This is a genomic window from Kitasatospora sp. NPDC056531 (assembly GCF_042794375.1).
In the GTDB taxonomy this organism is placed as follows: domain Bacteria; phylum Actinomycetota; class Actinomycetes; order Streptomycetales; family Streptomycetaceae; genus Kitasatospora.
This window is the reverse complement of record NZ_JBHTTU010000002.1, coordinates 412,161-436,689: the sequence shown is the minus strand read 5'-3', so window position 1 is coordinate 436,689 and position 24,529 is coordinate 412,161. Positions and strand designations below refer to the sequence as shown.

23 protein-coding genes, 2 tRNA genes and 1 riboswitch are annotated in these 24,529 nt (G+C 73.9%); of the genes, 20 read left to right on the top strand and 5 right to left on the bottom strand.

The window, feature by feature from the left end; all coding sequences use genetic code 11:
• The first annotated feature begins 293 nt into the window (after positions 1-293).
• From ACFQ87_RS04755 to ACFQ87_RS04715, 9 genes are all read left to right on the top strand, one after another.
• Positions 294-1,721 carry an MFS transporter gene (locus ACFQ87_RS04755; protein ID WP_380609106.1) on the top strand — a complete coding sequence of 476 codons (1,428 nt, stop codon included), beginning with the start codon at positions 294-296 and terminating at the stop codon, positions 1,719-1,721.
• Between the two features lie 93 nt (positions 1,722-1,814).
• Positions 1,815-1,876: transfer RNA gene (locus tag ACFQ87_RS04750), tRNA-Ser, on the top strand.
• 431 nt (positions 1,877-2,307) lie between these two features.
• Complete coding sequence (locus tag ACFQ87_RS04745) at positions 2,308-3,885, top strand: TROVE domain-containing protein (protein WP_380609105.1); 1,578 nt, start codon at positions 2,308-2,310, stop codon at positions 3,883-3,885.
• Positions 3,886-4,317: 432 nt separating this feature from the next.
• Positions 4,318-5,553 (top strand): L-2-hydroxyglutarate oxidase, encoded by a 1,236-nt coding sequence (gene lhgO, locus ACFQ87_RS04740; RefSeq protein WP_380609104.1) that lies wholly within the window; start codon positions 4,318-4,320, stop codon positions 5,551-5,553.
• A 180-nt stretch (positions 5,554-5,733) separates the two neighbouring features.
• Positions 5,734-6,519: a tRNA (guanosine(46)-N7)-methyltransferase TrmB gene (gene trmB, locus ACFQ87_RS04735; protein ID WP_380609129.1), complete on the top strand. Its 786-nt coding sequence runs from the start codon at positions 5,734-5,736 to the stop codon at positions 6,517-6,519.
• 116 nt (positions 6,520-6,635) lie between these two features.
• Positions 6,636-7,976 carry a PrsW family intramembrane metalloprotease gene (locus ACFQ87_RS04730; protein WP_380609103.1) on the top strand — a complete coding sequence of 447 codons (1,341 nt, stop codon included), beginning with the start codon at positions 6,636-6,638 and terminating at the stop codon, positions 7,974-7,976.
• An 85-nt stretch (positions 7,977-8,061) separates the two neighbouring features.
• Positions 8,062-8,135: transfer RNA gene (locus ACFQ87_RS04725), tRNA-Met, on the top strand.
• Between the two features lie 197 nt (positions 8,136-8,332).
• Positions 8,333-9,184 (top strand): hypothetical protein, encoded by an 852-nt coding sequence (locus tag ACFQ87_RS04720; protein ID WP_380609102.1) that lies wholly within the window; start codon positions 8,333-8,335, stop codon positions 9,182-9,184.
• Positions 9,185-9,591: 407 nt separating this feature from the next.
• A complete protein-coding gene (locus ACFQ87_RS04715) occupies positions 9,592-10,758 on the top strand; it encodes a hypothetical protein (protein WP_380609101.1) in 1,167 nt (388 codons plus the stop codon).
• Here the strand turns inward: ACFQ87_RS04715 and ACFQ87_RS04710 are convergent.
• From ACFQ87_RS04710 to ACFQ87_RS04695, 4 genes are all read right to left on the bottom strand, one after another.
• Positions 10,755-11,198 carry a GNAT family N-acetyltransferase gene (locus tag ACFQ87_RS04710; protein WP_380609100.1) on the bottom strand — a complete coding sequence of 148 codons (444 nt, stop codon included), beginning with the start codon at positions 11,196-11,198 and terminating at the stop codon, positions 10,755-10,757. The two genes, ACFQ87_RS04715 and ACFQ87_RS04710, sit on opposite strands and share 4 nt — an antisense overlap.
• 26 nt (positions 11,199-11,224) lie before the next feature.
• Complete coding sequence (locus ACFQ87_RS04705) at positions 11,225-11,980, bottom strand: hypothetical protein (RefSeq protein ID WP_380609099.1); 756 nt, start codon at positions 11,978-11,980, stop codon at positions 11,225-11,227.
• Positions 11,981-12,090: 110 nt separating this feature from the next.
• Positions 12,091-12,834: a sensor domain-containing protein gene (locus ACFQ87_RS04700; protein WP_380609098.1), complete on the bottom strand. Its 744-nt coding sequence runs from the start codon at positions 12,832-12,834 to the stop codon at positions 12,091-12,093.
• Between the two features lie 164 nt (positions 12,835-12,998).
• Positions 12,999-13,586: a GNAT family N-acetyltransferase gene (locus ACFQ87_RS04695; protein WP_380609097.1), complete on the bottom strand. Its 588-nt coding sequence runs from the start codon at positions 13,584-13,586 to the stop codon at positions 12,999-13,001.
• A 43-nt stretch (positions 13,587-13,629) separates the two neighbouring features.
• Here ACFQ87_RS04695 and ACFQ87_RS04690 point away from each other — a divergent pair, with 43 nt between their 5' ends.
• Entirely contained in the window at positions 13,630-14,520 is an 891-nt protein-coding gene (locus ACFQ87_RS04690) for a hypothetical protein (RefSeq protein WP_380609096.1), read from the top strand.
• A 95-nt stretch (positions 14,521-14,615) separates the two neighbouring features.
• Here the strand turns inward: ACFQ87_RS04690 and ACFQ87_RS04685 are convergent, their stop codons facing one another.
• Positions 14,616-15,464: a M23 family metallopeptidase gene (locus ACFQ87_RS04685; RefSeq protein WP_380609095.1), complete on the bottom strand. Its 849-nt coding sequence runs from the start codon at positions 15,462-15,464 to the stop codon at positions 14,616-14,618.
• 12 nt (positions 15,465-15,476) lie between these two features.
• Positions 15,477-15,635, bottom strand: a riboswitch (cyclic di-AMP (ydaO/yuaA leader).
• Positions 15,636-15,831: 196 nt separating this feature from the next.
• Here ACFQ87_RS04685 and ACFQ87_RS04680 point away from each other — a divergent pair.
• The 10 genes from ACFQ87_RS04680 to ACFQ87_RS04635 all read left to right on the top strand — a co-directional run bounded on the left by ACFQ87_RS04680 (position 15,832) and on the right by ACFQ87_RS04635 (position 24,505).
• Positions 15,832-16,122, top strand: coding sequence for a YiaA/YiaB family inner membrane protein (locus ACFQ87_RS04680; RefSeq protein ID WP_380609094.1), 291 nt, complete (start codon positions 15,832-15,834; stop codon positions 16,120-16,122).
• A gap of 95 nt (positions 16,123-16,217) precedes the next feature.
• Positions 16,218-17,042: an alpha/beta fold hydrolase gene (locus tag ACFQ87_RS04675; RefSeq protein ID WP_380609093.1), complete on the top strand. Its 825-nt coding sequence runs from the start codon at positions 16,218-16,220 to the stop codon at positions 17,040-17,042.
• A 64-nt stretch (positions 17,043-17,106) separates the two neighbouring features.
• Positions 17,107-17,688, top strand: a complete 582-nt coding sequence (locus ACFQ87_RS04670) for a TetR/AcrR family transcriptional regulator (RefSeq protein WP_380609092.1) — start codon at positions 17,107-17,109, stop codon at positions 17,686-17,688.
• Positions 17,689-17,818: 130 nt separating this feature from the next.
• A complete protein-coding gene (locus tag ACFQ87_RS04665) occupies positions 17,819-18,940 on the top strand; it encodes a PP2C family protein-serine/threonine phosphatase (RefSeq protein ID WP_380609091.1) in 1,122 nt (373 codons plus the stop codon).
• Positions 18,941-19,258: 318 nt separating this feature from the next.
• Entirely contained in the window at positions 19,259-20,500 is a 1,242-nt protein-coding gene (locus tag ACFQ87_RS04660) for an ATP-binding protein (RefSeq protein ID WP_380609128.1), read from the top strand.
• 56 nt (positions 20,501-20,556) lie between these two features.
• A complete protein-coding gene (locus ACFQ87_RS04655; RefSeq protein WP_380609090.1) occupies positions 20,557-20,970 on the top strand; it encodes a roadblock/LC7 domain-containing protein in 414 nt (137 codons plus the stop codon).
• The gene (locus tag ACFQ87_RS04650; protein WP_380609089.1) at positions 20,967-21,314 is read left to right on the top strand and encodes a DUF742 domain-containing protein; all 348 of its coding nucleotides are present in this window, start codon (positions 20,967-20,969) and stop codon (positions 21,312-21,314) included. The genes ACFQ87_RS04655 and ACFQ87_RS04650 overlap by 4 nt, the downstream gene beginning before the upstream one ends.
• Positions 21,292-21,918 carry an ATP/GTP-binding protein gene (locus ACFQ87_RS04645; RefSeq protein WP_380609088.1) on the top strand — a complete coding sequence of 209 codons (627 nt, stop codon included), beginning with the start codon at positions 21,292-21,294 and terminating at the stop codon, positions 21,916-21,918. Before ACFQ87_RS04650 ends, ACFQ87_RS04645 begins: the two co-directional genes overlap by 23 nt.
• On the top strand, positions 21,915-23,426 hold the full coding sequence (locus tag ACFQ87_RS04640; protein WP_380609087.1) for a cytochrome P450: 1,512 nt from the start codon (positions 21,915-21,917) through the stop codon (positions 23,424-23,426). Before ACFQ87_RS04645 ends, ACFQ87_RS04640 begins: the two co-directional genes overlap by 4 nt.
• Positions 23,390-24,505 (top strand): cytochrome P450, encoded by a 1,116-nt coding sequence (locus ACFQ87_RS04635; RefSeq protein ID WP_380609086.1) that lies wholly within the window; start codon positions 23,390-23,392, stop codon positions 24,503-24,505. The genes ACFQ87_RS04640 and ACFQ87_RS04635 overlap by 37 nt, the downstream gene beginning before the upstream one ends.
• Positions 24,506-24,529: the final 24 nt, after the last annotated feature.

The following is a 24,529-nucleotide window of genomic DNA, read 5'->3' as shown; positions in this document are numbered from 1 at the left end:
CCACGACCACCAGCGAATCGCCGAGCAGCCGGTCGGGCCAGGGGGCACGGCCGGGCGCACGTGAACACGGGACCGGAGCACGGCGCTCCGGCGCGCGGCGCGTCCGATCCGCTCCGGGTGGTCCGGACCAACCCCTGCGAGGGCCCTGCGCCGCGCCGCCGGGTGCGCGATCCCGCCATCCGGAATGCGGCCTCTTAACCGTCGGAACGCGTCCGACTACTCTAGGTACAGCAGCTACGGCCCGGTGCCGCCCGGGCCCCGCGCACAAGGCCGCAGGAGGTGCCGCCGCCACCATGACCGTCAGCCCACGAGGACCGAACGAACGGCTCGGCACGCTCCTGACCCTCGCCCAGATCAGCAACGCCGGACTCGCCCGCAGGGTCAACGACCTCGGCGCGCAACGCGGGTTGACGCTGCGGTACGACAAGACCTCGGTGGCCCGCTGGGTCAGCAAGGGCATGGTCCCGCAGGGGCCCGTCCCGCACCTGATCGCCACCGCGATCGGCGGCAAGCTCGGCCGGCCCGTCCCGCTGGAGGAGATCGGCCTGGGCGACACCGACCCGGCGCCCGAACTCGGCCTGGCCTTCCCGCGCGACGTCGCCGACGCGGTCCGCTCCGCCACCGACCTGTTCCGGGTCGACCTCGACCTGCGCCGGGGCCCCGGCGGGGGCCGCTGGAGCGACAGCCTGGCCGGCACCTTCTCGGTCGCCGCGTACGCGACGCCCGTCTCCCGCTGGCTGATCAACCCGGCGGACGGCTCGGTGGCGCGGGAGGTGCCGCGCTCGCCGAGCGAGAGCTCCTCCTACCGGGTCGGCCAGTCGGACGCCGCCAAGCTCCGCGAGGCCGCCCAGGAGGCCCGCCGCTGGGACTCCAAGTACGGTGGCGGGGACTGGCGTTCGTCGATGGTGCCGGAGTGCCTGCGGGTGGAGGCGGCGCCGCTGCTGCTGGCCTCGTACAGCGACGCGGTCGGCCGGGCGCTGTTCGGCGCGACGGCCGAACTGACCAGGCTGGCCGGGTGGATGGCCTTCGACACCGGGCAGCACGAGGCCGCGCAGCGCTACTACATCCAGGCCCTGCGACTCGCCCGGGCCGCCGCCGACGTGCCGCTCGGCGGGTACGTGCTCGCCTCGATGAGCCTGCAGGCCGGCTACCGGGGCTTCGCCGAGGAGGCCGTCGACCTCTCCCAGGCCGCGCTGGAGCGCAACCGGGGTCTGGCCACCGCCCGGACCATGAGCTTCTTCCACCTGGTGGAGGCACGGGCCCAGGCCAAGGCCCGCAATGCGGCGGCGTGCGCGACGGCGCTCGGCGCTGCGGAGAGCGCACTCGAACGAGCGCGCGCCGGGGACCCCGATCCGGCGTGGATCGACTTCTACGCCTACGACCGGCTCGCCGCCGACGCCGCCGAGTGCTTCCGCGACCTCGGAGTGCCCTCCAAGGTCCGGCAGTTCACCCGCGAGGCGCTGGCCAAGCCCACCGAGGGCTTCGTCCGCTCGCACGGCCTGCGGCTGGTGGTCTCGGCGATGGCCGAGGCAGAGGCGGGCGACCTGGACGCCGCGGTCGCCGCCGGCGAGCGCGCCGTCGAGGTGGCCGGCCGGATCTCCTCGCAGCGCAGCCGGGAGTACGTGGTGGAGATGCTGCGTCGGCTGGAGCCCTTCCAGGGTGAACGCCGGGTGCGGGAGCTGACGGAGCGGGCGAGGGCGGTGATCGTCGCTCCGGCGTGATTCGCGGGAGCTCCCACGGGAACCGCGGGAGCTGACGATAAATGGGATGCACCTGTGAGAGGGGCCTCGCTAAGGTCTCTCTCGTCCAGGTGCGCAGGCGGAGGTTACTTCCACTCTTAATGGGCGGGTCGCGGGTTCGAGTCCCGCCGCCGGCACTTCCGTGCCGGTGTAGCTCAGTCGGTAGAGCAGCTTCGTCACCTCAGCCGTCCTCGAACTCTGGACACCCATACGTGAATAGAATTCCGCACCTCCCGGTGCGACGGCGGCGGTTACTTCTGTGGAGTGCCCCTTTTCGGGGCGCGTTGAAGCAACCCCAAAAACCGCAGCCGAATCCATTGATCTCGGGAGGCAGCTGCGCTTCGGAGTGCCCGGTGCGCAGGCGGGGGTTACTTCGGATCTTGCGGTTCCGGGTTCAAGTCCCGGGCGTGCCGTGCGTGAGTGCGGCCGCTAGCTCAATCCGGTAGAGCACAAGGCATATACCTCCGCCGACGTCGGCCGTCCAAAGGTCGACATGATCTCGGGCACCCCTCACCGCTTCATGCCTCCCTCCCGTCGACACCACCGACAGACCGAGGGGGGCTGTTGCATGTCCAGGTTCAACGTCCGTAAGGCCAAGGCGGGTCCGAGCTCGCCGGTGACCACGACCGGGCAGCGCGGCCGCACCCACGAGGGCGGCGTCGGCTACGTCCGGGACCGCAGGTCCGAACTCTTCCTCCTGTCGATCGCCAACATGGTCGGCCAGGACACCTTCTACGAGCGCGGCGGCGACCGCGACGACCGCTACACCGCGCTGGTGCGCGAACTCGCCGTCGCCGACCCGGAGTGGACCCTCGGGCTGCTGCGCTGGCTGCGGTACGGGGCGCAGATGCGCACCGCCGCGCTGGTCGGCGCCGCCGAGTTCACCCGGGCCCGGCTGGACGCGGGCGCCCACGGCTACTCCCGGCAGGCCGTCGACGCCGTGCTGCGGCGCGCCGACGAGCCCGGCGAGCTGCTCGCGTACTGGACCTCGCGCTACGGCCGAGCGCTGCCCAAGCCGCTCAAGCGCGGCGTCGCGGACGCGGTGCGGCGGCTGTACGACGCGCGCTCGCTGCTCAAGTACGACACCGCAGCCAAGGGGTACCGCTTCGGCGACGTCCTGGAGTTGACCCACCCGACGCCGGACCCGGACAAGCCCTGGCAGGGCGCGCTGTTCGGCTACGCGCTGGACCGCCGGCACCGGCCGGAGGAGGCCGTCCCGCCCGCGGCCGTCCCGCTGCTGACCGCCAACCGCGAGCTGCTCGCGCTGCCGGTCGAGGAGCGCCGGGCGACCGTGACCGCCGAGGACGGCGCCGAGCGGCTGGCCGCCGCCGGGCTGACCTGGGAGGCGCTGGCCGGTTGGCTGCAGGGCCCGCTGGACGCCGCGGTCTGGGAGGCGATCATCCCCTCCATGGGCCCGATGGCGCTGGTGCGGAACCTGCGCAACTTCGACAAGGCCGGGGTGTCGGACGCGGTCGCGGCCGGGGTGGCCCGGCGGATCTCCGATCCGGGCGAGGTGCGGCGCTCGCGCCAGTTCCCGTTCCGCTACCTGGCCGCCTACCGGCACGCGCCCTCGCTGCGGTGGGGGCACGCGCTGGAGACGGCACTCGGCCACTCGCTCGCCAACGTGCCCGAGCTGCCCGGCCGCACGCTGATCCTGGTCGACCGCTCCGGCTCGATGTTCGACCGGCCCAGCGCCCAGACCCAGCTCAACCGGGCGGACTCGGCGGCGATCTTCGGCACCGCGCTGAAGATCCGGGCGGCCGAGGCCGACCTGGTCGAGTTCGGCACCACCAGCCGGGTGATCGAGGTCGGCCGCGGCGAGGCGGTACTGCGGGTGCTGGATCGTTTCAGCAGCCTCGGCGGCACCAACACCGCCCAGGCCGTCCGCAGCCACCACCGGGGCCACGACCGGGTGGTCATCGTCACCGACGAGCAGACCGGCTTCGGCTACCGGGGCAGCGATCCGCTCTCCGCGGTCCCGGCCGACGTCCCGGTCTACACCTGGAACCTGGCGGGCTACGCCCAGGGCCACGGCCCCAGCGGCGGCGCCAACCGGCACACCTTCGGCGGCCTGAGCGACGCGGCCTTCCGGCTGATCCCGCTGCTGGAGGCGGGGACGAACGCCGGGTGGCCCTGGGAGGCGTAGCCGACGGGGGACGGCGGTGACGCGCGGGGCCGGGGGGCCCGGCGCGGCACCCCGAGGCACGGCCGGGGGGACGGCGGTGACGCGCGGGGCCGGGGGGCCGAGCGCGACACGCCGCGGCCGGACGAGAAAGGGGGGCAGTGGCGGCGCGCGGGGTCGGGGGACCCGGCGCGCCGCCACTGCGGCCGGCGGGGAGACCGGCCGCCCGCCCCGGGGCGGGCGGCGACACACTGCCGCCCACCCCGGCGTACCGGGCACCCGGCGCGCCACCACGCGAACGGACGGGACCACGCATCCGCGCGGCGGAGCCTTCACGGGCCGACCGGCGTGCGGGGAAGCGGCTCCGCCCGACGGCACGACGCACTCTCGACCCCCACCCGTCCCCGTGGCAGCATCGGCGGCAGACGGGGACCGGGCGGCGGACAGGAGCGCGAAGTGACGGGCGAGTTCGATGTCGTGGTCGTGGGCGGCGGGATCGTCGGGCTGGCCACGGCCCATGCGCTGACCCTGGCCGACCCCGGTCTGCGGATCGCCGTACTGGAGAAGGAGCCCGGCTTCGCGGCCCACCAGACCGGGCGCAACAGCGGGGTGATCCACAGCGGCATCTACTACCGCCCCGGTTCGTACAAGGCCCGGTTCGCCGTCGCGGGTGCCGCCGAGCTGGTGGCGTTCTGCCGCGAGCACGGCATCCCGTACGAGGTGACCGGCAAGCTGATCGTGGCCACCGACGCCGCCGAGCTGCCCCGGCTGTCCGTGCTGGCCGAGCGGGGGCGGGCGAACGGCATCCCGGTGACCGAGCTGGACCGGGCCGGGATCGCCCGACACGAGCCGGAGGTCAGCGGCCTGGCCGGACTGCACGTCGGGACGACCGGCATCTGCGACTTCCCGGCCGTCGCGACGACGTACGCCCGGCTGGCCCGGGAAGCGGGCGCCGAGCTGCGGCCCGGCACCGAGGTGCGGGCGGTGGCCAGGCGGAGGGACGGCGTGACGGTCGGCACCGCCGACGGGGAGCTGCGCGCCCGGGTGCTGGTGAACTGCGCCGGGCTGCACAGCGACCGGATCGCCCGGCTGGCCGGGGACGACCCCGGCGTGCGGATCGTGCCGTTCCGCGGCGAGTACTACGAACTGGCGGAGAAGCGGCGGGACTTGGTGCGCGGCCTGGTCTACCCGGTGCCCGACCCGGCCTTCCCCTTCCTCGGCGTGCACCTCACCCGGGGCGTCCACGGGGACGTCCACGTCGGCCCGAACGCGGTGCCCGCGCTGGCCCGCGAGGGCTACGACTGGCGCACCGTCCACCCGCGCGACCTGGCCGACACCCTCGCCTTCCCCGGTACCTGGCGGATCCTGCGCCGGCACTGGCGCTACGAGGTCGGCGAGCTGCACCGCTCGCTGTCCAAGCGGGCGTTCACCGCTGCCGTCCAGCGGCTGCTGCCCGCCGTGACCGGCGCCGACCTGGTGCCGACCACCGCCGGGGTACGGGCCCAGGCGGTGGCCCGGGACGGCTCGCTGCTGGACGACTTCGCCTTCGCCGGCTTCGACCCGGAGGACCCGCGCTCCCCGCGCCGTACCGTCCACGTGCTGAACGCCCCCTCCCCCGCCGCGACGGCCTCGCTGCCGATCGGCCGCGAGGTGGCCCGCCGGGCGCTGGCCGCGTTGGAGGCGGGCGGCTGAGCCGCTCCCGGCCGGGGCCGGGCCGGACGGACCGAGCGGCCGGGAGCCGCGAACGAGCCGCGCGGCCGCAGCCCGGATGAGCCCCGTCACACACCCCGACGGGTGCCACGCACGGCCCCGTAGACTCGGGGGATTGTGACTGCCACCGCCCCGATCCCCCAGCAATCGCCGTCCGCCCGGATGTCCGCCGCGCCGGCCGCCTACCCCGCGCCGATGTACCCGCACAAGGCCACCGAGGCCCAGCACCGCGAGCGGCGCATCCGCAGCTTCCAGCCGCGCCGGGGCCGGATGACCAACGCCCAGGCGGGCGCCCTGGACCGCAGCTGGGAGACGTACGGCATCCCGATCGACGGCAGCCCGCTGGACCTGCGGGAGCTGTTCCGCGGTCTGCCGGTCACCCTGGAGATCGGCTTCGGCATGGGCGAGACCACCGCCGCGATGGCCGCCGCCGACCCGTCGACGGGCATCCTCGCCGCCGACGTGCACACCCCGGGCCACGGCAACCTGCTCGGCCTGCTGGAGCGCGACGGTTCGCAGAACGTCCGGCTGGCCGCCGGTGACGCCGTCATCCTGCTGCGCGACATGCTGCCGAACGCCTCGCTGGCCGGACTCCGGGTCTACTTCGCCGACCCGTGGCCCAAGCCCAAGCACCACAAGCGCCGGCTGGTCCAACCGTCCTTCCTCGACCTCGTGCTGCCCCGGCTCGCCCCCGGCGCCCTGGTGCACTGCGCGACCGACTGGGAGCCGTACGCGGAGCAGATGCTGGCCGTGCTGTCCGCCTCGCCGGAGCTGGAGAACCTGCACCCGGAGGGTGACGGCACCGGCTGGCTGGAGCCCGCGGACCACCCGGACGGCAGCATCCCCGGCTACGCACCGCGACCGGACTGGCGACCCGTCACCAAGTTCGAGCGCGCCGGGATCGCCAAGGGCCACGTGGTGCACGACCTGCTGTTCCGCCGCCGCTGAGCCCTCGGCCGCCGTTCGAACAGGCGGCGGCCGACTGAGCGGCCGGTCGTGCGACCGGCGGACGGTTCGTCCCGAGTCCTCCCGACGGGCTGCTGCCGTGGCCTACCCTGTGCCGCATGGGCAGCCCGTCCGGCGGCGGGTTCCGGACCCGCGGACGCGCCGCCGCCGACGTACCGGGGACGGTCCCGCGCACCGGCGGCACCCGGACCATCCCGGGGCCCCGGGGGCGCCGGGCCCACCAGCTGCTGCCCCGGCCGGGTGGCGCGTTGCCGCCGGCCGGCTCCGCCGCTTCCACCTCTCCCGCCTCTCCCGCCTCTCCCGCCGTGACGAGCACGTCCGCGCCACCACCGGGTCGCGGCCGCTCGATGGCGCTCTCCTCGGTCACCGCGACCGCCGTACTGATCCTGATCGGCTGCGGGGTGCTGATCCTGCACCTGGTGCAGCGGCAGACCGGCACGGTCGGACTGCTGGTCGGCCTGGGCCTGGCGATGGTGCCGCTGCCCTTCGTGCTCGGCGGCCTGGCCTGGCTCAACCTGACCGCCCGGGTGCCGCTGCGGCACACCGTGTTCTGCCTCGGCTGGGGCGCCTGCGCGGCCACCACGGTCGCGATCCTGGCCAACAACTGGACCGCCGACTACCTGACCACGCACCCGGGCCGGCTCGGTGAGCTGCTCGGCGCCGGGATCGCCACCCCGCTGATCGAGGAGAGCGCCAAGGCCACCGCCCTGGTGGTGCTGCTCCTGCCGCTCGGCCAACGGCTGCGCTGCCACGGCCGCCGCACCGGGCGCCCCTGCGCGCCGCTGCTGCAACGGTCGCCCGCGCCCCGGCGCCCCCGCCCGTACGAGCGCCGCCCGGCCGGACCGCACGCCCGAGGCCGACTGCGGCTGCGCCCCTACCTTCGGCCGCTGCCGTACCTGTGCCCGGCCCCGCTCTCCGGCGGCACCCCGCACCGCCGCTCCCGGCCGCGCACCCTGGCCGCCGGAGTGGTGCTCGGCGGGATGACGGCCTGCGGCTTCGCCTTCGTCGAGAACGTCCTCTACCTGGGCCGGGCCTTCACCACCGACCAGCGGAACCGGCTGGACAACATCGGCCTGGGCGACCGGCCCAGCCTGCGGGACTTCGACAGCACCGTGCAGACCTTCGTGCTGCGCGCCCTGCTCTCCCCCTTCGCCCACCCGCTGTTCACCGCACTCACCGGGATCGGCCTGGCCGTCGCCCTGACCACCGGACGGCGCTGGCTGGCCCGGCTGGCCGCGCCGGCCGGGCTGCTGCTGGCGATGGTGCTGCACGGCACCTGGAACGCCGCGGCCGACCTGGGGACGGACGGGTTCCTGGTGGTCTACGGGGTGCTGATGGTGCCCTGCTTCGTGGCGCTGGTCTGCTTCGCGGCCTGGGCGAGATCCCGGGCGACCCGGCACGCCTCGCGGCGCGGGCGGCGGGCGGCCGGGGCGGTCTGAGAGCCCTGCTCGGCGCCGCCGGCTCAGGCGCCCGAAGAACCGATTTCCCATCTCGGCGACTTCCACGTATTGTTGTGTTCACCGACGCGGGGTGGAGCAGCTCGGTAGCTCGCTGGGCTCATAACCCAGAGGTCGCAGGTTCAAATCCTGTCCCCGCTACTCAGTAGCCGAAGGGCCCGGAGGATTCTTCCTCCGGGCCTTTTGCGTTCCCGGGTACGGGCAGAGCACGTTCCTGCCACGAACCTGTAACAGGGGCCGGATCCAAGATCTGCTGTCCGGGGCCTCCCCCATACTGCTGAGGAAAAATTCATCCAGTTGGGGGCGGCAGGGCCGTGCCCCGGGACAGGAACCATCTCATGCTGTCGAAGCGCCTGGTCAGCACCGCCGCGATCTGCCTTCTGCTCGGAGCGGGCACCGCCGCCTGCGGCGACAACAAGGACAAGTCCGCGGACAAGGCCGCCGCGCCCGCGACCGCCGCCGCGACCACCGCCGCCGCGACTCCGACCGCTACGCCGACCCCGACCCCGACCGTCGCGCCGCTGGACACCGACAAGCTGACCGCGCAGGAGATCGAGAAGCAGGCCAAGGACGCGTTGGCCGCCGCCACCGCCTTCAAGATGTCCGGCACCATTGCCGACGTAGACGGCAACATGGACATGGACCTGGCCATGGACAACAAGGGCCAGTGCAAGGGCACCATGTCCCTGCCGGGCATGGGCAAGATCGAGATCATCAACGATGGCAAGGCCTCCTACATGAAGGGGGACAGCGCCTTCTGGACGGCCATCAGCAGCAAGAACGGCGGCAAGGACGGCGGCAAGGTCGCCGAGCTCCTCAAGGGTCGTTACCTGACCGGGTTCGACAGCGACCCGCAGATGAAGATGATGACCAGCTTCTGCAGCCTCACCGACTTCAGCAAGCAGATCACCGACGGCAAGACCAACAAGGCCGAGAAGGGCTCTCCGGGCAACATCAACGGCCTGAAGACCTTCAGCCTCAAGGTCACCGACGACTCGGGCGAGCTGTCGACGCTCCACATCGCCACCGAGGGCAAGCCCTACCCGGTCCGGATCGAGACGGACTCGGCCAAGGACGGCAAGACCACGATCAACCTCACCGACTTCGACAAGCCGCTGACCGTCCAGGCCCCGCCGGCCGACAACACGATCGACTTCTCGAAGTTCAAGGACCAGATCAAGACCGCCTGAGCAACGGCCGCGAATAATCCGTTGCCCTCCCGACAGGGGGCTGCCTACAGTGGCGGCACACTGAAAGGAGGTGATCCTGAATTGAGTTCCATCAGGATGCGTGAGGTGGCTGCTCGCTAGAGCCGCCCCTGCCTGCGCAGGGTGAGGCCCCTGGCCTCCGGCAGGCGAAATCCACAGCAGTCACCCAGCCCGCGGGCTCACCGGAACATCCCCGGTGCCTCGGTGCCAGGCCAGTGCACGGGCCGGCATCGAGGAGCAGCCCGCGGGCTGTCTGTGTTTTCAGGGCCGGTCCCGTCGTAGCGGAGGCGCCCCCGGGCCGTTCCCGTGGTGGGACCGCGGCGCTAGAGTCGGCGCGGCCCCACCACAGGAACGACGGGGCGCAGCGGAGCGGACACTGGGGGTGGGCGATGGCGAAGGCGCGACGGGTCGGCACGTCGGCGCTGCGGACGGCGCAGCGGGCGGCCGCCGGGGTGCTCGGCGGGACGGGACTTCTCGGGCTGCTGCTGTTCGCACTCGGCCGGGAGCACGCCTGGCAGGCACTCGGCGGCGGGCTGGTGGTGGCCGGGGCCTCGACGGTGGTCGGCGGTGCGCTGGGCTTCCTGTTCGGGGTGCCCCGGGTGAAGAGCGGCTCCGGCGAGCCGCAGGGCTCGTACGCGCCGAACACCAACCTGGAGCAGGTGTCGGACTGGCTGACCAAGGTGCTGCTGGGCGTCGGGCTGACCCAGCTCGGTTCGCTCGGTGAGCGACTGCACCAGCTCGGTACGGCGCTGGCGCCCGCGCTGGGCGGGGAGGACGCGGCGGTGCCGTTCGCGGCCGCGCTGGTGCTGTACTTCCTGGTCCTCGGCTTCCTGGCCGGCTGGCTGGTGACCCGGCTCGCGCTGCCGCAGGCGCTGACCGACGCGGACCAGGCGCTGGACCTCTTCCTGGCCGGGCAGGACCGCGACCGGCACGGCGACAAGGTGGGCGCGGACGACCTGCGGGTGCGCGCGATGCAGCACCTCGGGCTGCTCGGCGGCAGTGCCGAGCAACCGGCGGCGCTGGCAGCGCAGTTGCCGCCCTCCTCGGGCTCCCCCGCCGGACCGGAGGGCGTGGTCGCCGAGGTCCGCTCCACCGCGAAGCGCTCGGCGCTGACCGTCGACCAGGTGCGGGACCTCTTCGCGGACGGCTCCGAGGGCCGCCGGATCCAGGCGCTCGCACTGATGCAGGGCGACCCGTCACTGGCGGACCTGCCGTGCGTGCTGGACGCGATCGAGCACCCGCGCTCGGGCTTCGAGCAGTACCACGCGCTGCTGGCCGCGCGGGGCCTGCTCTCCCGGCTGCCCGGCACCGAGGCGCAGCGGCTGCGGGACGCGGTGGCGGCGCAGTTGGTCGACCCGCGGGGGATTCCGTACGGGTCGGACCGCAGTTGGCTGGCGGAGAAGATCCTGTCCCGGCTGCAGGTGGCGGCCTTCGTCCCGGCGCAGGCTTCGCCGCCTTCGTCGACGGCCCGGCCCGCTCCGTCGGCACCGTCGGCACCGCCCGCTCCGTCGGCACCGTCGGCACCGCCCGTTCCGCCGGTCGGCGACGACTCCTAGACGGTGAAGCGCAGTTCGGGCTGCTCCCAGGGGGTCTTGGCCCGCGGCGGGCGGGTACCGGTGCGCTCGGCGCCCAGCTGCCGGTAGAAGCCCTCGGCGGGCGGGTGCGAGACGACCTTGACCGCCGCGATCCCGGCCTCGCGGGCGCGGTCGAGCATGTCGGCGATCAACTGCCGTCCGATGCCGAGCCCCTGGGCCTCGTCTGCGACGAACATCAGGTCCAGCTCGGCCGGTTCGCGGATCAGCGCGTAGAAGCCGAGCAGCCGGTCGTCGTCGGTCACGGCCATCCCGACCTCGTGGCGCTCCACGTAGTCGGGCGTCACGACGTAGCCGTCGATCATCGCGAAGTACGCGCCGCGGTAGGCGCTGGAGGCCTGGATCAGCGCGGTGAGCCGGTCGGCGTCGGCCGGCGCGGCGGGCCGGATCGTGGTCTCGCTCATGCGAGCGAGTATAGGAACGAAATGGCCTAGTGACTATTACCGATCCGACTGCCGCCGAGCTCCCGGCGGCGGTGGTCGGCGGCCCGCAGCACCAGCACCCGGCGGGTGCGGCCGTCCCCGCGGGGGACGCGGCGGACCTCGCTGGATATCCGGTGCTCGCCGAGCGCGTACCGCAGCCGGTCGAGGTGCCCGCAACGGCGCCCGTACCCGTCGTACAGCGGCTGGACGCGGACCTCGCCGTCCGCGGCGGTGACCCGGACCAGCTCGGCCAGTGCGGCCAACTGATGCTCGGGGCCGAACAGTTCAGGGTAGGCGAAGAGCAGGTAGCCGCTCAGGGTGAGGGCGAAGGTGCCGTCCGCGAAGGGCAGTCGGGGCAGCGCAGCGGCCACGTACCGCTGGGGGTGGGCGGCCGAGTCGGCGGTGAACAGTCGGCGGGCGCGGTCCCAGCTGCGCAGGTAGCGCTCCGACCGGCAGCGGCCGGTCGCCGGGTACAGGTGCGGGCGGGCCGCCATCGCGGCGGCCATCGAGCCCCGGGCCGCCAGGGCGTGGTCCGCCACCTCGGGCAGCGGCAGGGCGTACGCCGGGTCGGCGGCGATCACCCGGCAGCCCAGCTCGCGCGCCTCGGCGGCCAGGCCCGCCGCGCCGCCGGGGCAGTCCAGCAGCGGCCCGGGCAGGGCGGCGAGCAGGGCGCGGGTGAGGCCGAACGTGGCGCAGTACTCGTCCAGCGGACGGGAGGTGATCAGGATGCCGGGGTTCGGCGCGGAGGTCCGTGCGGCGGCCACCCGGCCATCCGAACACGGGCCGGCCCCGACCGCATCCGGAGCGCGGTCGGGGCCTCGAACGGTGGATCGGGCCCGCACGGCGGGCCGGCGGGCCCGGACGGCGGGCGGGTTCAGCGCCCGAGCAGGCCCAGGGCGGCGGCCCGGTTGACATTGGTCAGGCCGCGGACCAGCCTCGCGGTGAGGAAGACCAGCAGCACCCCGGCCATCGAGAACGCGGCGATCTGCCAGGTGCCCTCGACGTAGTAGACGTGCCGGACGTGGTCGCTGTCGGTGAAGTCGAACAGCTGGTAGCCGCGCCAGTGGGTGTAGGTCGGGAAGACCCAGTGGTAGAGCGGGTAGAGCGCCATCGCCCAGCCGAGCAGCAGGAACACCAGCGTCATGGCGAAGCTGAACACCGCCCACGGGAACATCACCACCTGGTACAGCACGGCCTTCCAGCCCGCCGCGTCCGCCAGCCGCGCGGTGATCGCGCCCCAGCCACCCGGACGGACCTGGCGCACCGGCGCCGGCCCGGGCACGTCCAGGCCGAGCATGCCGCGCACCCGGGCCCGCTCCAGCCGGCCGAAGCCGCGGGAGACGATGGTCAGGCCGGCCAGCACCGGCAGGCCGAGGACGGTGACGAAGGTGCCGAGGCCGAAGCAGAACATGGTGATCGCGACGGTGAAGGCGGCGATCGCCACCGGCAGGCCGGTGAGCGCGTAGCCGATCTCGCGGTAGTAGTGCGCGGAGAACGGCGCCCGCCAGAAAGCCGGCGGCTGCTCCGTCCGGCGGGCCCGGACGGGGCGCGGGCCCTCGTCGTCGTGACCGCCCAGGACGTCCCACTCGTGGTCCAGCGTGCTTCGGCTGCTGCTCATGTCCCGGCCCCCGGCCCCTCGATCTCGCGGTCGTTCGTACTCGCTGACGTCGTCCAGTCTGGTCGAACCACAGGTCGGGGGGTATCCGGGGGACCGGCGGATCGGGGGTGGGGTTAACCCCCCGTCCGGTCCGCTACCGGCTCGCTTCCGGTCCGCTTCCGGGATCAGGACGAAGCGAAGGGGGCGGACGGGCCCGGCCACTCGTCGACGAGCAGCGAGTACAGGTACGAGTCCGACCAGACGCCGCCCTTGTACAGGTCGTGCCGCACCCGCCCCTCCAGCTGGAAGCCGAGCCTGGTGAGCACCTTGGCGGAGGGCTTGTTGTCCACGTCGACCCGGGCGGCCAGCCGGTGCAGCCCGAGCGGGCCGAAGGCGAGCTCGCAGAGCAGCCCGGCGATCTCGCCCGCGTAGCCGCGGCCCCACACCCCGCGGCTCAGCACGTAACCGAGGTGAGCGGAGCGGTACTTGCCGAGGGTGAGGCTGGCGTGCGCGATCGGCAGCGCGTCCGCCGGGTCCTCGGCGCCCTCCCGCCGGACGACGGCGAGGCGGTAGGTGTCCCGCTCCTCGGCCATCGCCTCCTCCAGGTACAGCTCGATCTGGTCGGCGCAGGTCTCCCGGTCGCGCGGCTCGAAGGGGAGGTAGCGGGTCACCTCCGGGTCGCTGTACAACGCGTACAGCGCGTCCACTTCCTCCGGGGTGTGGTGGTACTCGCGGATGGCGAGCCTGGGGCCGGTGAGGCGTACGGGGACCATGGCTGCCGACCCTACCCCCCGTCCGACGGCTACCGTTCGGAATATGAACGACGAAGACCTGCGGCTCGCCCCGCGCACCAGGGCCGCCGACCTGCTCGACTGGGCGGCCGAGCAGGACCGCGCGCCGGTGGCCGAGCAGCCTCTGCGCACGGTGCTGGCGCTGCTGGAACTGGGCGAGGGCAGGATGCACGACGGCTGGCCCGAACTGACCTCCGACGCGGTGGAGCACCTGCTGTACGAGCGGCTCCACCTCTACGTCCAACCCGCCCCGGAGGCGGACCCGCTCGCGTACGGCAACGCCGTGCGGCTGTTGATCGACCACCAGCGGGCGGCGAAGCGGCTCAACGCCAAGCGCCAGGAGCGGCTGCACGCCGAGGCCGAGTGGCAGGGCGAGGTCGCGGCCGGGCTGCTGCGCCGCGCCGACCTGGTCACCTGGCCGCGGCTGTACGCGGTGCTGCTGCATGCCCACGGCGTGGACACCGCGGACGGGGCGGCGGTGCGGGACTGGCTGGCCGGCTTCGCCGGGCTCGACGAGGAGGAGCGGCTGGCCGGGTTCGAGGCGCTGGTGGCGACCGGCTGGCTGGACGAACCGGACGAGCAGGGCTGGGGGCCGGGCCGGGTGCTGTCGGTCGGCATGGCCACCGACGGCGCGCGGCGACTGCTGGAACAGGGCCTGATGCGGCGCAGCTACCGCAACCTGGCCGAGCTGAACGCGCTGGGGCGGCCGATGCCGGACGAACTGGCCGGGGACTTCGGGGAGTTCGAGACGGCGGCGGCCGAGGTCGCGCTCGATCTGATCGGCGGGTGGACGGTGCCGGGGCTGCCGCGGCTGCTGGTGGAGGAGTTCCCGGAGCTGGCGCCGGAGCCGGGGGCGGAGGAGATCGACGCCTACCTGGCGCAGCTGCCGGCGGAGTCTGCGGAGTCTGCGGAGTGAACGGCCGAGGGCCCCGGGTGTCCGGGGCCCTCGGGCGTCGCGTCGGAGGCTCCCGGTTCTCGTCGGGGCTCCCGCCAGGAGTTCAGGGGTTCCCGTCAGGGGTTGAGGCCGCGCTGCTGGAGCCAGGTCTCCGGGTCGACCGGGGCGCCGCCACCCGGGCGGACCTCCAGGTGCAGGTGCGGGCCGGTGACGTTGCCGGTCGCGCCGACCTTGCCGATCTGCTGGCCGGAACCGACCGCGCCGGAGCCCTTGATGATCGAGGAGAGGTGGCAGTACCAGATCTCGGTGCCGTCGGGCAGGGTCTCGACGATCCGGTAGCCGTACGCGCCGGACCAGCCAGCCGAGGTGATGGTGCCCTGGCCCACCGCGTAGACCGGAGTGCCGGTGTCGGCGGCGAAGTCCAGGCCGGTGTGCAGGTGGGCCCAGTAGCGGGCGCTCTGGCCGTAGTGGGCGGAGAGGTTGTAGTCCTTCACCGGCAGGGTGAGGGCAGCGGCCTTGGCACGCTCGGCCTCGGCGGCGGCGCGCTTGGCGTCGGCCTCCTTCGCGGCGGCCTTCGCCTCGGCCTCCTTCGCCGCCTGCAGGCGGGCGCCCTCCTCGGCGGCGGTGCGCTGACTGTCGGCCTGCTGCTGGATGCGGGCGGCGAGCGCGAGGCCGGGGTCGGCGGCGAGGGTGACCGGGGCCTCGTCCGCGGCCTCGACGGCGGGCGCGGCGGCCGGGGTGGCGGAGGCGAAGCCGGTGGCGCCCAGGGTGGCGGCGACGGCGGTGACGCCGAGCAGCGGGGAGGCCCCGCGGGTCTGACGCGGCATCCGGTGGCGGTTGGCCTCGGCCTCCGGAGCGAAGTCGTCGGTGCCGAGCGACTCGGTCCCGTCCGTGCCGGGGTGGTCGAGGAGCTGGGTACCGGCTGCGGGGCCGGCCGGGTGTGCCGGGGTGTGCGTCGACGCCACGGAGGCGCGCTCCTTTCCTTCCTTCGCGCCTACCGGGTTAGCTGACGGGTTCGGAGCAGGAAGGTCTCCTACGGCCGGGCCGGGGCCCCGCCGATTCACCCCAAGGAACGTGGTTCCCCGGCTCCCTGACCTGCCCGGAGGCCGGTCGGCGGGATTAGGCGACGGCGCACGGTGCCGTCTGGGTACGGCGTTGACGACCGCGCTGCGTTATCAAACGTTAATCCTAGGAGGCCCTGATTCCAAGCCATCCGTCCGGGACGGCTGGGGGGCAGGTGGTCGGACGTCAACGAACGACCCATCATTCGCCTAGTCCATCTGAGTACTCCTACTCATGTGCGGCCCGGCCGCGCCGCCGCATCCTGACGCCATGAGCGCACCGATGCAGTCACGCACCACGGCCGCGTACTACGTCCAGGCCGTCCTCTCGTTCGCGATCTCCGGCGGGGCCCTCGCCGTCGGGATCGCCTACCTGCCCGTCGGCGGGTGGACCAGGGCCTTCCTCGGGATCGGCCTCCTCTACACCGTCACCTCCGCCTTCACGCTGGCCAAGGTGATCCGGGACCGACAGGAGTCCTCGGACACCGTCGCCCGGGTCGACCAGGCCCGACTGGAGAAGCTGCTCAGCGAGCACGATCCGTTCCGGGCCGAGGGGGTCTGAGCCGTTCCCGGGACACCGGCAGAAGGGGTTGACGGCTAAGGCTATTAGCCATAGCTTTATGGCTATCGGCAGCACCGACCCCGTGGAGGACCACCGTGAACGGCACCGTCACCCCGAACACCCAGTACCTCGACGTCCCCGGCGGCCGGATCGCCTTCGACGACACCCGGCAGGGCGACGGCACCCCCGTCGTCCTGCTCCCCGGAATGCTCGACAGCCGCCGCGCCTACCGGCACCTGCACCCGCTGCTCACCGCCGCCGGGCGCCGGGTCATCACCATGGACGTGCGCGGCTTCGGCGAGTCCTCGATCGTCTGGGACGACTACAGCCCGGCCGCCGTCGCCACCGACGTCCTCGCCCTGCTCGACCACCTCGGCATCGAGCGGGCCGTCCTGGTCGGGCAGTCCTACACCGGGGCGACCGTGGTCAAGCTCGCCGGGGACGCTCCCCAGCGGGTCGCCGGAATCGCGCTGATCGACGCCTTCGTCGAGCACCGGGCCAACGCCCTGATGCGCGGCGTGATGGCCGTCATGGGCACCGCGATGGTCCACTGGCCGGCCGTCTGGGGTTTCTACCTGCGCAAGATGGCCTTCCCCGGCCCCCGACCCGCCGACCTCGACACGTACGTGGCCGGGCTGGTCGCCGCCCTGCGCACCCCCGGGCGCAAGACCGCCACCCGCGGACACGTCGCCGGGGACTCCGCGCCGATCGGCTGGTGCGCGGCCGCCCGCTGCCCCTCGCTCGTCCTGATGGGCAGCAAGGACCCCGACTTCCCGGACCCGGCGGCCGTCGCCGAGCGCCAGGCCGCGGCGCTCGGCACCCGGAAGGTGATGATCGAGGGGTCCGGCCACTACCCGATGGCCGACAACCCGCAGGCCGTCGCGGACGCCCTGCTGCCCTTCCTCGCCGAGCTCGCCTGAACCCGCCGAGCCCGCCGAGCCCGCCGAGCCCGCCGAACCGCAGCCGTACGGAGAAACCGAACCCATGCCCCGAGTAGGACTGACCCCGGACCAGGTCGTCGACCACGCCCTCGCCCTCATCGACGAGCAGGGCGCCGAGGCCCTCACCCTGGCCTCCGTCGCCGCCCGCGCAGGAGTCGCCACTCCCTCCCTGTACAAGCACGTCAGCGGCGGCCTGACCGAACTGCGCCGGCTGATCGCCGTCCGGGTCACCGAGGAACTGGCCGACCGGCTCGCCGAGGCCGCGGTCGGCCGCAGCGGCGACGACGCCGTCACCGCCGTTCTGCGCGCCTACCAGGCCTACGCCACCGAACACCCCCACCGCTACACCGCCCTCCCCCAGGCCCCCCGACCCGACGACGACCTCACCCGCGCGGCCACCCGCCTCGTCGGCGTCATCATCGCCGTCCTCCGCTCCTACGGCCTCGACGGCCCCGAGGCCATCCACGCCGCCCGCACCGTCCGATCCCTCGCCCACGGCTTCGCCTCCCTCTCCATCACCGGCGCCTTCCAACTCGCCGAAGACCTCACCACCACCCACAACCGCCTCATCACCACCCTCACCACCGGCCTCCACGCCTGGCCGAAGGCGGAAGAGGAGGAGTAGGAAGCCGGGCCCGCCGACTTCTGGTGCGAAGCGGGTGGGGGCTGGGGGGGTGGTGGGGGTGGACGGGCTAGTGTGGCGGGCTGACTGGTGGTCATGACAGGGGACCGCCCACGCTTGGCGGAGGTCCCGGGTGCCCGCACTGATGGCGAGGGTGCGGCGGTGGTACGGGCGGCTGCTGGACGGGGACATACGGGCGGGGCGGGTGGCGCTGGGGGTGCTGCTCGCGGTGACGGTGGTGCTGGGGGTGCTGCCGATCCTGATGCCGTACGGGTGGCCGCCGTCGGCGCTGGTGCTGCCGGTGGTGGGTGGCGGGCTGGTGCTGCGGCGGGGGCAACTGCTGGTGCTGGTGTGCGCGGCGCTGGCGGGCAGTGCGCTGGGGGCGGTGGTGCAGGACCCGCGCGGGGTGCGGCTGGGGGTGACGGTGGTGCTGGCCGCGACGGGGGCGACGGTGCTGTCGGCGAACCGGTTCCGGCACCGGCTGGGGCTGCGCGGCACCCAGGGCGACACGATGCTGCTGGAGCTGGCCGAGCACAACCGGACGCTGGCCCGCCTCCCGGAGCGGCTGCTGGACTGGCACTTCGACAGCGAGCTGGCCCCGGCCGGTGGCGCCTCCTTCTCCGGGGACTTCCTGCTCTGCGCCCACCGCCCGGAGGAGGACCTGCTGGAGCTGGTGCTGGTGGACGTGTCGGGCAAGGGCAGTCGGGCGGCCGCCCGGTCTACCCACCTGTCGGGCGCCTTCGCGACGCTGCTGGGCCGGGTGCCGCCGGAGGCGTTCCTGCCGGCCGCCAACGACCACCTGGTCCGGATGGGCTGGGAGGACGACTTCGCCACCGCCGTCCACCTGGCGCTGCACCCGGCGACCGGCCGCTACCGGCTGTTCAACGCGGGCCATCCGCCGCCCGTGCGGTACTGCCGGAGGAACGGCTGGCAGCCCTCCGAGCACGGCGGCCCGGCGCTGGGCCTGGTGCCGGGCGCGCCGTACCCGCCGGTGTCCGGGCGACTGGGGTACGGCGACTCGCTGCTGCTGTTCAGCGATGGCCTGGTGGAGGTGCCGGGCCGGGACCTGGACGAAGGGGTGGGCCGACTGTTGGCCGCAGCCGAGCCGGAGGTGCGCACGCACCGGCCGCAGCAGCAGCTGGTCCGGGGCGCGGCGAGCAGGCTGGTGCACACCGTGGCGCAGGACGTCGCGGACGACCGGACCCTGGTGCTGGTACGGCGGCTGGGTACGGCCGGTCCGGCCGTGACCGGTTGAGCCGCACCGGGCCGCAACGGGTAGCGCCGGTCCAGGCCGGACGACGTGGCGCTGCTGCCGCACCGGACCCCGCCCGTTCCGCAACACCGTGCACACACGCCCCTCACATCCCAGAACGTGAATCAGCCATCACCCGTACCGTCGACCCGGGTCGGAAGACCCTGGACGAACGATCGCGGACCTCGACGGACTCACGGGATCGGGGTCGAACGACGCTGGATTGACGGCGTATTGACTCGATATTGACGAGATCCGGTCACTTGGCGAGATCCGTTCACACCTACGTAGGATCATCACCCTAGAATTCGCGGCGTGACGATGACTCAGTGGTCCGTAACGGCAACCGGCGTACTCGCCGTCCTCGCCCTCCTGGCCGCCGCGCGGTACCACGCCGTGTCCGTCACCCACCGCGGCCGGGCCGACCGGCTGCAGGACGAACTCACCCGGCTCCAGGACCAGCTGACCGCCGAACTCTCCCGCCGGGGCGCCGACCTGGCCGCCGTCCAGCAGGAGCAGGAGCTCACCGCCTCCACCCAGCGGGCCTTCCTCAGCGTCGCCCGTCGCATCCTCGTCATGGCCCACGACCAGCAGGCGCTGCTCGACGAGATGGAGCGCACCCACGACGACCCGGCCCTGCTGGAAGGCCTGCTCAAGGCCGACCACGCCGCCGCCCAACAGGCCCGGCTGGCCCAGACCCTGGCCGTCCTGTGCGGCGCCCGGGCCGGACGGCACTGGCCGGAACCGGTCACGCTGGAGGACGTGGTGCGTGGCGCCCAGTCGCGGATCCTGCCGTTCCAGCGGGTGGTGGTCCGCAGCCGGATCGAGACCGCGGTGGTCGGCGCAGCCGCCGAGGCGCTGATCCACGCCATCGCCGAGCTGCTGGACAACGCCACCCGCTACTCCCCGCCCAGCACCCAGGTGTTCGTCACCCTGATGCCGGTGCACAACGGCGCGGTGATCGAGATCGACGACGGCGGCGTCGGCATGCCGGAACAGGCCGTCGCCAAGGCCGCCGCCGCGCTCGCCGGCGGCAGCGCCCTGGAGGTCTCCCGGCTCGGCGAGGTACCGCAGTTGGGCCTGGCCGCCGTCGGCCGGCTCGCCGAGCAGTACGGCTTCCGGGTCACCCTCAGCTCGGCTCCCTCACCGTACGGCGGCGTCCGCGTCGTCATACTGCTGCCGAACGCCCTGCTCACCGAGCCGCTGCCGCCCACCGTCCCCGGCCTCGGACCGGACGACCGGGCGTTCAGCCCCGACCCTTGGCCGGCCACTCCCGCCGACCACCCGACGGCCGGCCACCCGACGGCCGGCCACCCGTTGGTGGAGACCCCACCCACCGGCCGGCCACCCGCCACCGGCGACACCCCGCCGCCACTGCCCCGCCGGAGCCACCGGCGCGACCGCGCGAACCGGCCCGCCCAGCACGCCGCTCCCCCGCCGCCCACCCCGCCGTACCGCTCGGCCCAGGACGCGCAGGCGTTCATGGCGATGTTCCAGGCCGGCACCGCCAGCGGCCGATCGGCCGCCCGGGCCAGGGCCCAGACCCCGCCCGACCCGCACTGACCCTTCCCGCCCTGCTTCCCCCCTCCCCCGACTTCCCCAGCCCTCCGGAGAGTTCCATGACCACCACCCCTGATCTCGGCTGGCTGCTCGCCGACATCATCGCCGTCCCGCAGGTCCAGCACGCCGTCGTCGTCTCCAACGACGGCCTGGAGATCGGCCGCAGCGCCGACATCCCCCGCGAGGACGCCGAACGGCTCGCCGCCGCCTGCTCCGGACTGCAGTCGCTGGCCCGCGGCGTCGCGGCGGGCTTCGGCGGACCGGGCAGCGCCACCCGCCAGATCATCATCGAGTACGGCGGCGGCTACCTCTTCATCGTCGCCGCCGGGGCCGGCGCGCACCTGGCCGTGGTGACCAGCGAGGCGGTGGACGCCGGGCTGGTCGCGTACCAGATGCAGGTCCTGGTCGAGCGGATCGGAACCCACCTCACCAGCCCGCCGCGGGTCGACCACGCGGCGGGGGGCCACCGGTGAACGGGCCCGTCCGGCCCTACGTCATCACCGGTGGGCGCAGCCGCCCCACCCGGGCCGACCTGGCCATCGAGAGCCTGGTCAGCGCGTTATCCGGCCCCCCGGAACTGCCCGAGCACGTTCTGCTCAACCGCGAGCACCGGCGCATCCTCGGGCTCTGCCACAGCCTGCTCTCCGTCGCCGAGGTGGCGGCCCACCTGGGGCTGCCGCTCGGCGTCGTCAAGGTGCTGGTCGGTGACCTCTGGGACCTCGGCGCCGTGCAGGTGCTCCCGCCCGTCCCGCAGGCCGAACGCCTGCCCACAACCCTCCTGGAAGAGGTGCTCGTTGGCCTCCGCCAACTCCGCTGAAGCCCCCGCCGACGTACCGGCCGAGCCGCAGTACCTCCCGGCCTCGGTGCAGGGCGCGGTGAAGATCCTGGTCACCGGCCCGTTCGGGGTCGGCAAGACCACCCTGGTCGGTTCGCTCAGCGAGATCACCCCGCTGCGCACCGAGGAGACCATGACCGCCGCCAGCAGCGGCGTGGACGACCTGACCGGGCACAGCGGCAAGACCACCACCACGGTCGCGCTGGACTTCGGCCGGATCACACTCAACTCCCGGCTCGCGCTGTACCTGTTCGGCACGCCCGGGCAGCAGCGGTTCTGGCCGCTGTGGGACGACCTGTCCCGCGGGGCGCTGGGCGCCATCGCGATGGTCGACCTACGGCGGCCGGACGAGAGCTTCGACGTGCTCGGCCGGCTGGAGGAGCAGCGCATCCCCTTCGCGGTGGCGGTCAACACCTTCCCGGACACGCCGACCTACCCGGAGGAGGAGCTGCGCTCGGCGCTGGACGTGCTGCCCGAGGTACCGATCCTCTACTGCGACGCGCGTGACCGGCGGCAGTCCTACGACCTGCTGATCGACTTCGTGGACCACCTGCACCGCAGCTCCCTGCTGGAGCTGCAGCGATGACCGCCCCCGAGCCGCCGCGGGCCGCCGGCTGCCCGGTCGCGCACGGCGGCGCCTCCAGCGGCGCGGCGTACGGCGGGGCCCCGAACGGCGCAGCCGCGTACGGCGGCGGGCTGCCGGTCGGCGTGCCGCTGACCCCGCTGTACGGGCAGGCCGTCGCCGACGACCCGCACGGCCTGTACGCCCGGCTGCGCGAGCGCTACGGGCCGGTCGCGCCCATCGAGCTGGAGCCCGGGGTGGAGGCCTGGCTCGTCCTCGGCTACGGCGAGCTGCTCGAACTCACCCGCAACGAGGCCCTGTTCTCCAAGGACTCGCGGCACTGGCGGGTGCCCGCCGAGGGCCGGCTCGCCCCCGACTCGCGGCTCCAGCCGATGACCACCTGGCGGCCCACCCTGCTCAACCTGGACGGCGCCGAGCACCAGCGGCTGCGCGCCGCCGTCTCGGACACCCTGGCCCAGATCGACCACCGGCAGCTGCGCGAGACCACCGAGGCCGCCGCCGACGGCCTGATCGACGGCTGGGGCCCGGACGGCACCGCCGACCTGATCGGCCAGTACGCCCGGGCGCTGCCGCTGTTGGTCTCCACCCAGCTGGTCGGCCTGCCCACCGGGGCCGGGCCGCGGATGATCGAGCTGATCAGCCACTTCGTGGACAGCGGGCCCGAATCGGTGCGCGCCGCCGGGGAGTTCCAGGAGATCCTGGCCGACCTGGTGCGCCGCCGCCGCTCCGCGCCCAGCGCCGACCTCACCTCCTGGCTGCTCGCCCACCCGGCCGGGCTGACCGACGAGGAGGCGGTGCACCACCTGGTGGTGCTGATGGTCGCGGGCAACGAGACCTGCATCAACTGGATCGGCAACACCCTGCGGCTGCTGCTGACCGACCGGCGCTTCCGGGCCACACTCACCGGCGGACGGCTGACCGTCTCCGACGCGCTGGAGGAGGTGCTCTGGCGCGACCCGCCGACACAGAACTTCCCCGGCCGCTGGGCCACGGGCGACACCGTGCTCGGCGGCCAGTACATCAGCGCCGGCGACATGCTGGTGCTCGGCCTGGCCGCGGCCAACGCCGACCCGGCCGCCCAGGGCGCCGCATCCGCCGCCCAGGGCTCGCTCGGCGGCAACCGGGCGCACCTCGCCTGGGGCGCGGGCCGGCACGTCTGCCCGGCCCAGCACCCGGCGCGGATCATCGTCGAGACCGCCGTCGAGACCCTGCTGCACCGTCTGCCGGACCTCCAACTCGCCGTCCCGGCGGGCGAACTGGCCTGGCGGCCGTCCCCGTGGTCGCGGGCGCTGGTCGCCCTGCCGGTGCTGTACAGCGCCTTCACCCCGCCCCGTCCGCCCGCCCCCGAGAGGTCCGCATGGACACCCCCGACGGCTCCCCCGGAGCCCGCCCCGAACCCGTCCGGCTCGACCCCTTCGGCCGTGACCAGCACGGAGAGAACGCCCGGCTCCGGGCAGCCGGCCCAGCGGTCCTGGTGGAACTCCCTGGCGGGGTGGTGGTCTGGGCGATAACCCACCACGACGCCCTGCAGTCGCTGCTGGCCGACCCCCGGGTCGGCAAGAACGCCCGGCTCTGGACGGACTTCCGGGAGGGGCGGCTGCCGGAGGGCTGGCCGCTGCTCAACTTCGTCACCGTACCGGGCATGGTCACCGCCGACGGTGAGGACCACCGGCGGCTTCGCGGGCTGGTCAGCCAGGCCTTCACCCCGCGCCGAATAGCCGCGCTGGCGCCCGCGATCGAGGCCCGGGCGGTCGCGCTGCTCGACTCGCTCGCCGAAGTGGCGAAGCAGGAGGGCGGGTTCGACCTGCGCGAGCACTTCGCCTACCCGCTGCCGATGCAGGTGATCGGCGAACTGCTCGGCCTGGCGGTGGAGCAGCAGGACGAACTGCACGCACTGTCCGACACCCTGGTCTCCAGCTCGGCCACCCCGGCCGCGGCCGTCGCCGCCCAGCGGGACCTGAACGCGCTGCTGGCCTCGGTGGTGGCGGCCAAGCGGGCCGAGCCCGGCGACGACCTCACCACCGACCTGATCGCCGCCCGGGAGGCCGGGGAGGGGCTCAGCGAGGCCGAACTCGTCGGCACCCTGCTGCTGATGCTGGTGGCCGGGCACGAGACCACGCTCAACCTGATCACCAACGCGGTACGGGCCCTGCTCGCCCACCCCGACCAGCTGCGGCTGGTCCTGGACGGCGCGCACCCGTGGTCGGCGGTGGTGGAGGAGACGCTGCGCCACGACTCACCGGTCGGCCAGTTCCCGCTGCGCTACGCGAGCGAGGACATCGAGGTCGGCGACGTGGTGATCCGTCGCGGCGAGGCGCTGCTCGCCTCGTACGCGGCGGTCGGACGCGACGCCGGGCACTACCCGGACGCCGACCGCTTCGACCTGACCCGGCAGCCCGCCCGGCACCTGTCGCTGGGCCACGGCCCGCACTTCTGCCTCGGCTCGGGGCTGGCCCGGCTGGAGGCGGAGACGGCGCTGCGGCACCTGTTCGAGCGGTTCCCGGAGCTGGCGACGGCGCCGGGGCGGGTGAACGAGCCGATCGGGTCGTTCGTCAGCAACAGCGTGCGGACGCTGTGGGTGACGGCCTGAGGGTTCGGCCTGAGGGTTCTGGGC

Excerpts from the sequence above, each read along its gene's own strand:
- ACFQ87_RS04730 (WP_380609103.1), top strand. The coding sequence starts at position 6,636 with ATGGGCAGCCCGTCCGGCGGCGGGTTCCGGACCCGCGGACGCGCCGCC.
- ACFQ87_RS04640 (WP_380609087.1), top strand. The coding sequence starts at position 21,915 with ATGACCGCCCCCGAGCCGCCGCGGGCCGCCGGCTGCCCGGTCGCGCAC.
- ACFQ87_RS04695 (WP_380609097.1), bottom strand. The coding sequence starts at position 13,586 with ATGGTCCCCGTACGCCTCACCGGCCCCAGGCTCGCCATCCGCGAGTAC.
- ACFQ87_RS04720 (WP_380609102.1), top strand. The coding sequence starts at position 8,333 with ATGCTGTCGAAGCGCCTGGTCAGCACCGCCGCGATCTGCCTTCTGCTC.
- trmB (WP_380609129.1), top strand. The coding sequence starts at position 5,734 with ATGTCCGCCGCGCCGGCCGCCTACCCCGCGCCGATGTACCCGCACAAG.
- ACFQ87_RS04755 (WP_380609106.1), top strand. The coding sequence starts at position 294 with ATGACCGTCAGCCCACGAGGACCGAACGAACGGCTCGGCACGCTCCTG.
- ACFQ87_RS04700 (WP_380609098.1), bottom strand. The coding sequence starts at position 12,834 with ATGAGCAGCAGCCGAAGCACGCTGGACCACGAGTGGGACGTCCTGGGC.
- ACFQ87_RS04680 (WP_380609094.1), top strand. The coding sequence starts at position 15,832 with ATGAGCGCACCGATGCAGTCACGCACCACGGCCGCGTACTACGTCCAG.
- ACFQ87_RS04715 (WP_380609101.1), top strand. The coding sequence starts at position 9,592 with ATGGCGAAGGCGCGACGGGTCGGCACGTCGGCGCTGCGGACGGCGCAG.
- ACFQ87_RS04670 (WP_380609092.1), top strand. The coding sequence starts at position 17,107 with ATGCCCCGAGTAGGACTGACCCCGGACCAGGTCGTCGACCACGCCCTC.
- ACFQ87_RS04710 (WP_380609100.1), bottom strand. The coding sequence starts at position 11,198 with ATGAGCGAGACCACGATCCGGCCCGCCGCGCCGGCCGACGCCGACCGG.
- ACFQ87_RS04690 (WP_380609096.1), top strand. The coding sequence starts at position 13,630 with ATGAACGACGAAGACCTGCGGCTCGCCCCGCGCACCAGGGCCGCCGAC.
- ACFQ87_RS04655 (WP_380609090.1), top strand. The coding sequence starts at position 20,557 with ATGACCACCACCCCTGATCTCGGCTGGCTGCTCGCCGACATCATCGCC.
- ACFQ87_RS04660 (WP_380609128.1), top strand. The coding sequence starts at position 19,259 with ATGACTCAGTGGTCCGTAACGGCAACCGGCGTACTCGCCGTCCTCGCC.
- ACFQ87_RS04745 (WP_380609105.1), top strand. The coding sequence starts at position 2,308 with ATGTCCAGGTTCAACGTCCGTAAGGCCAAGGCGGGTCCGAGCTCGCCG.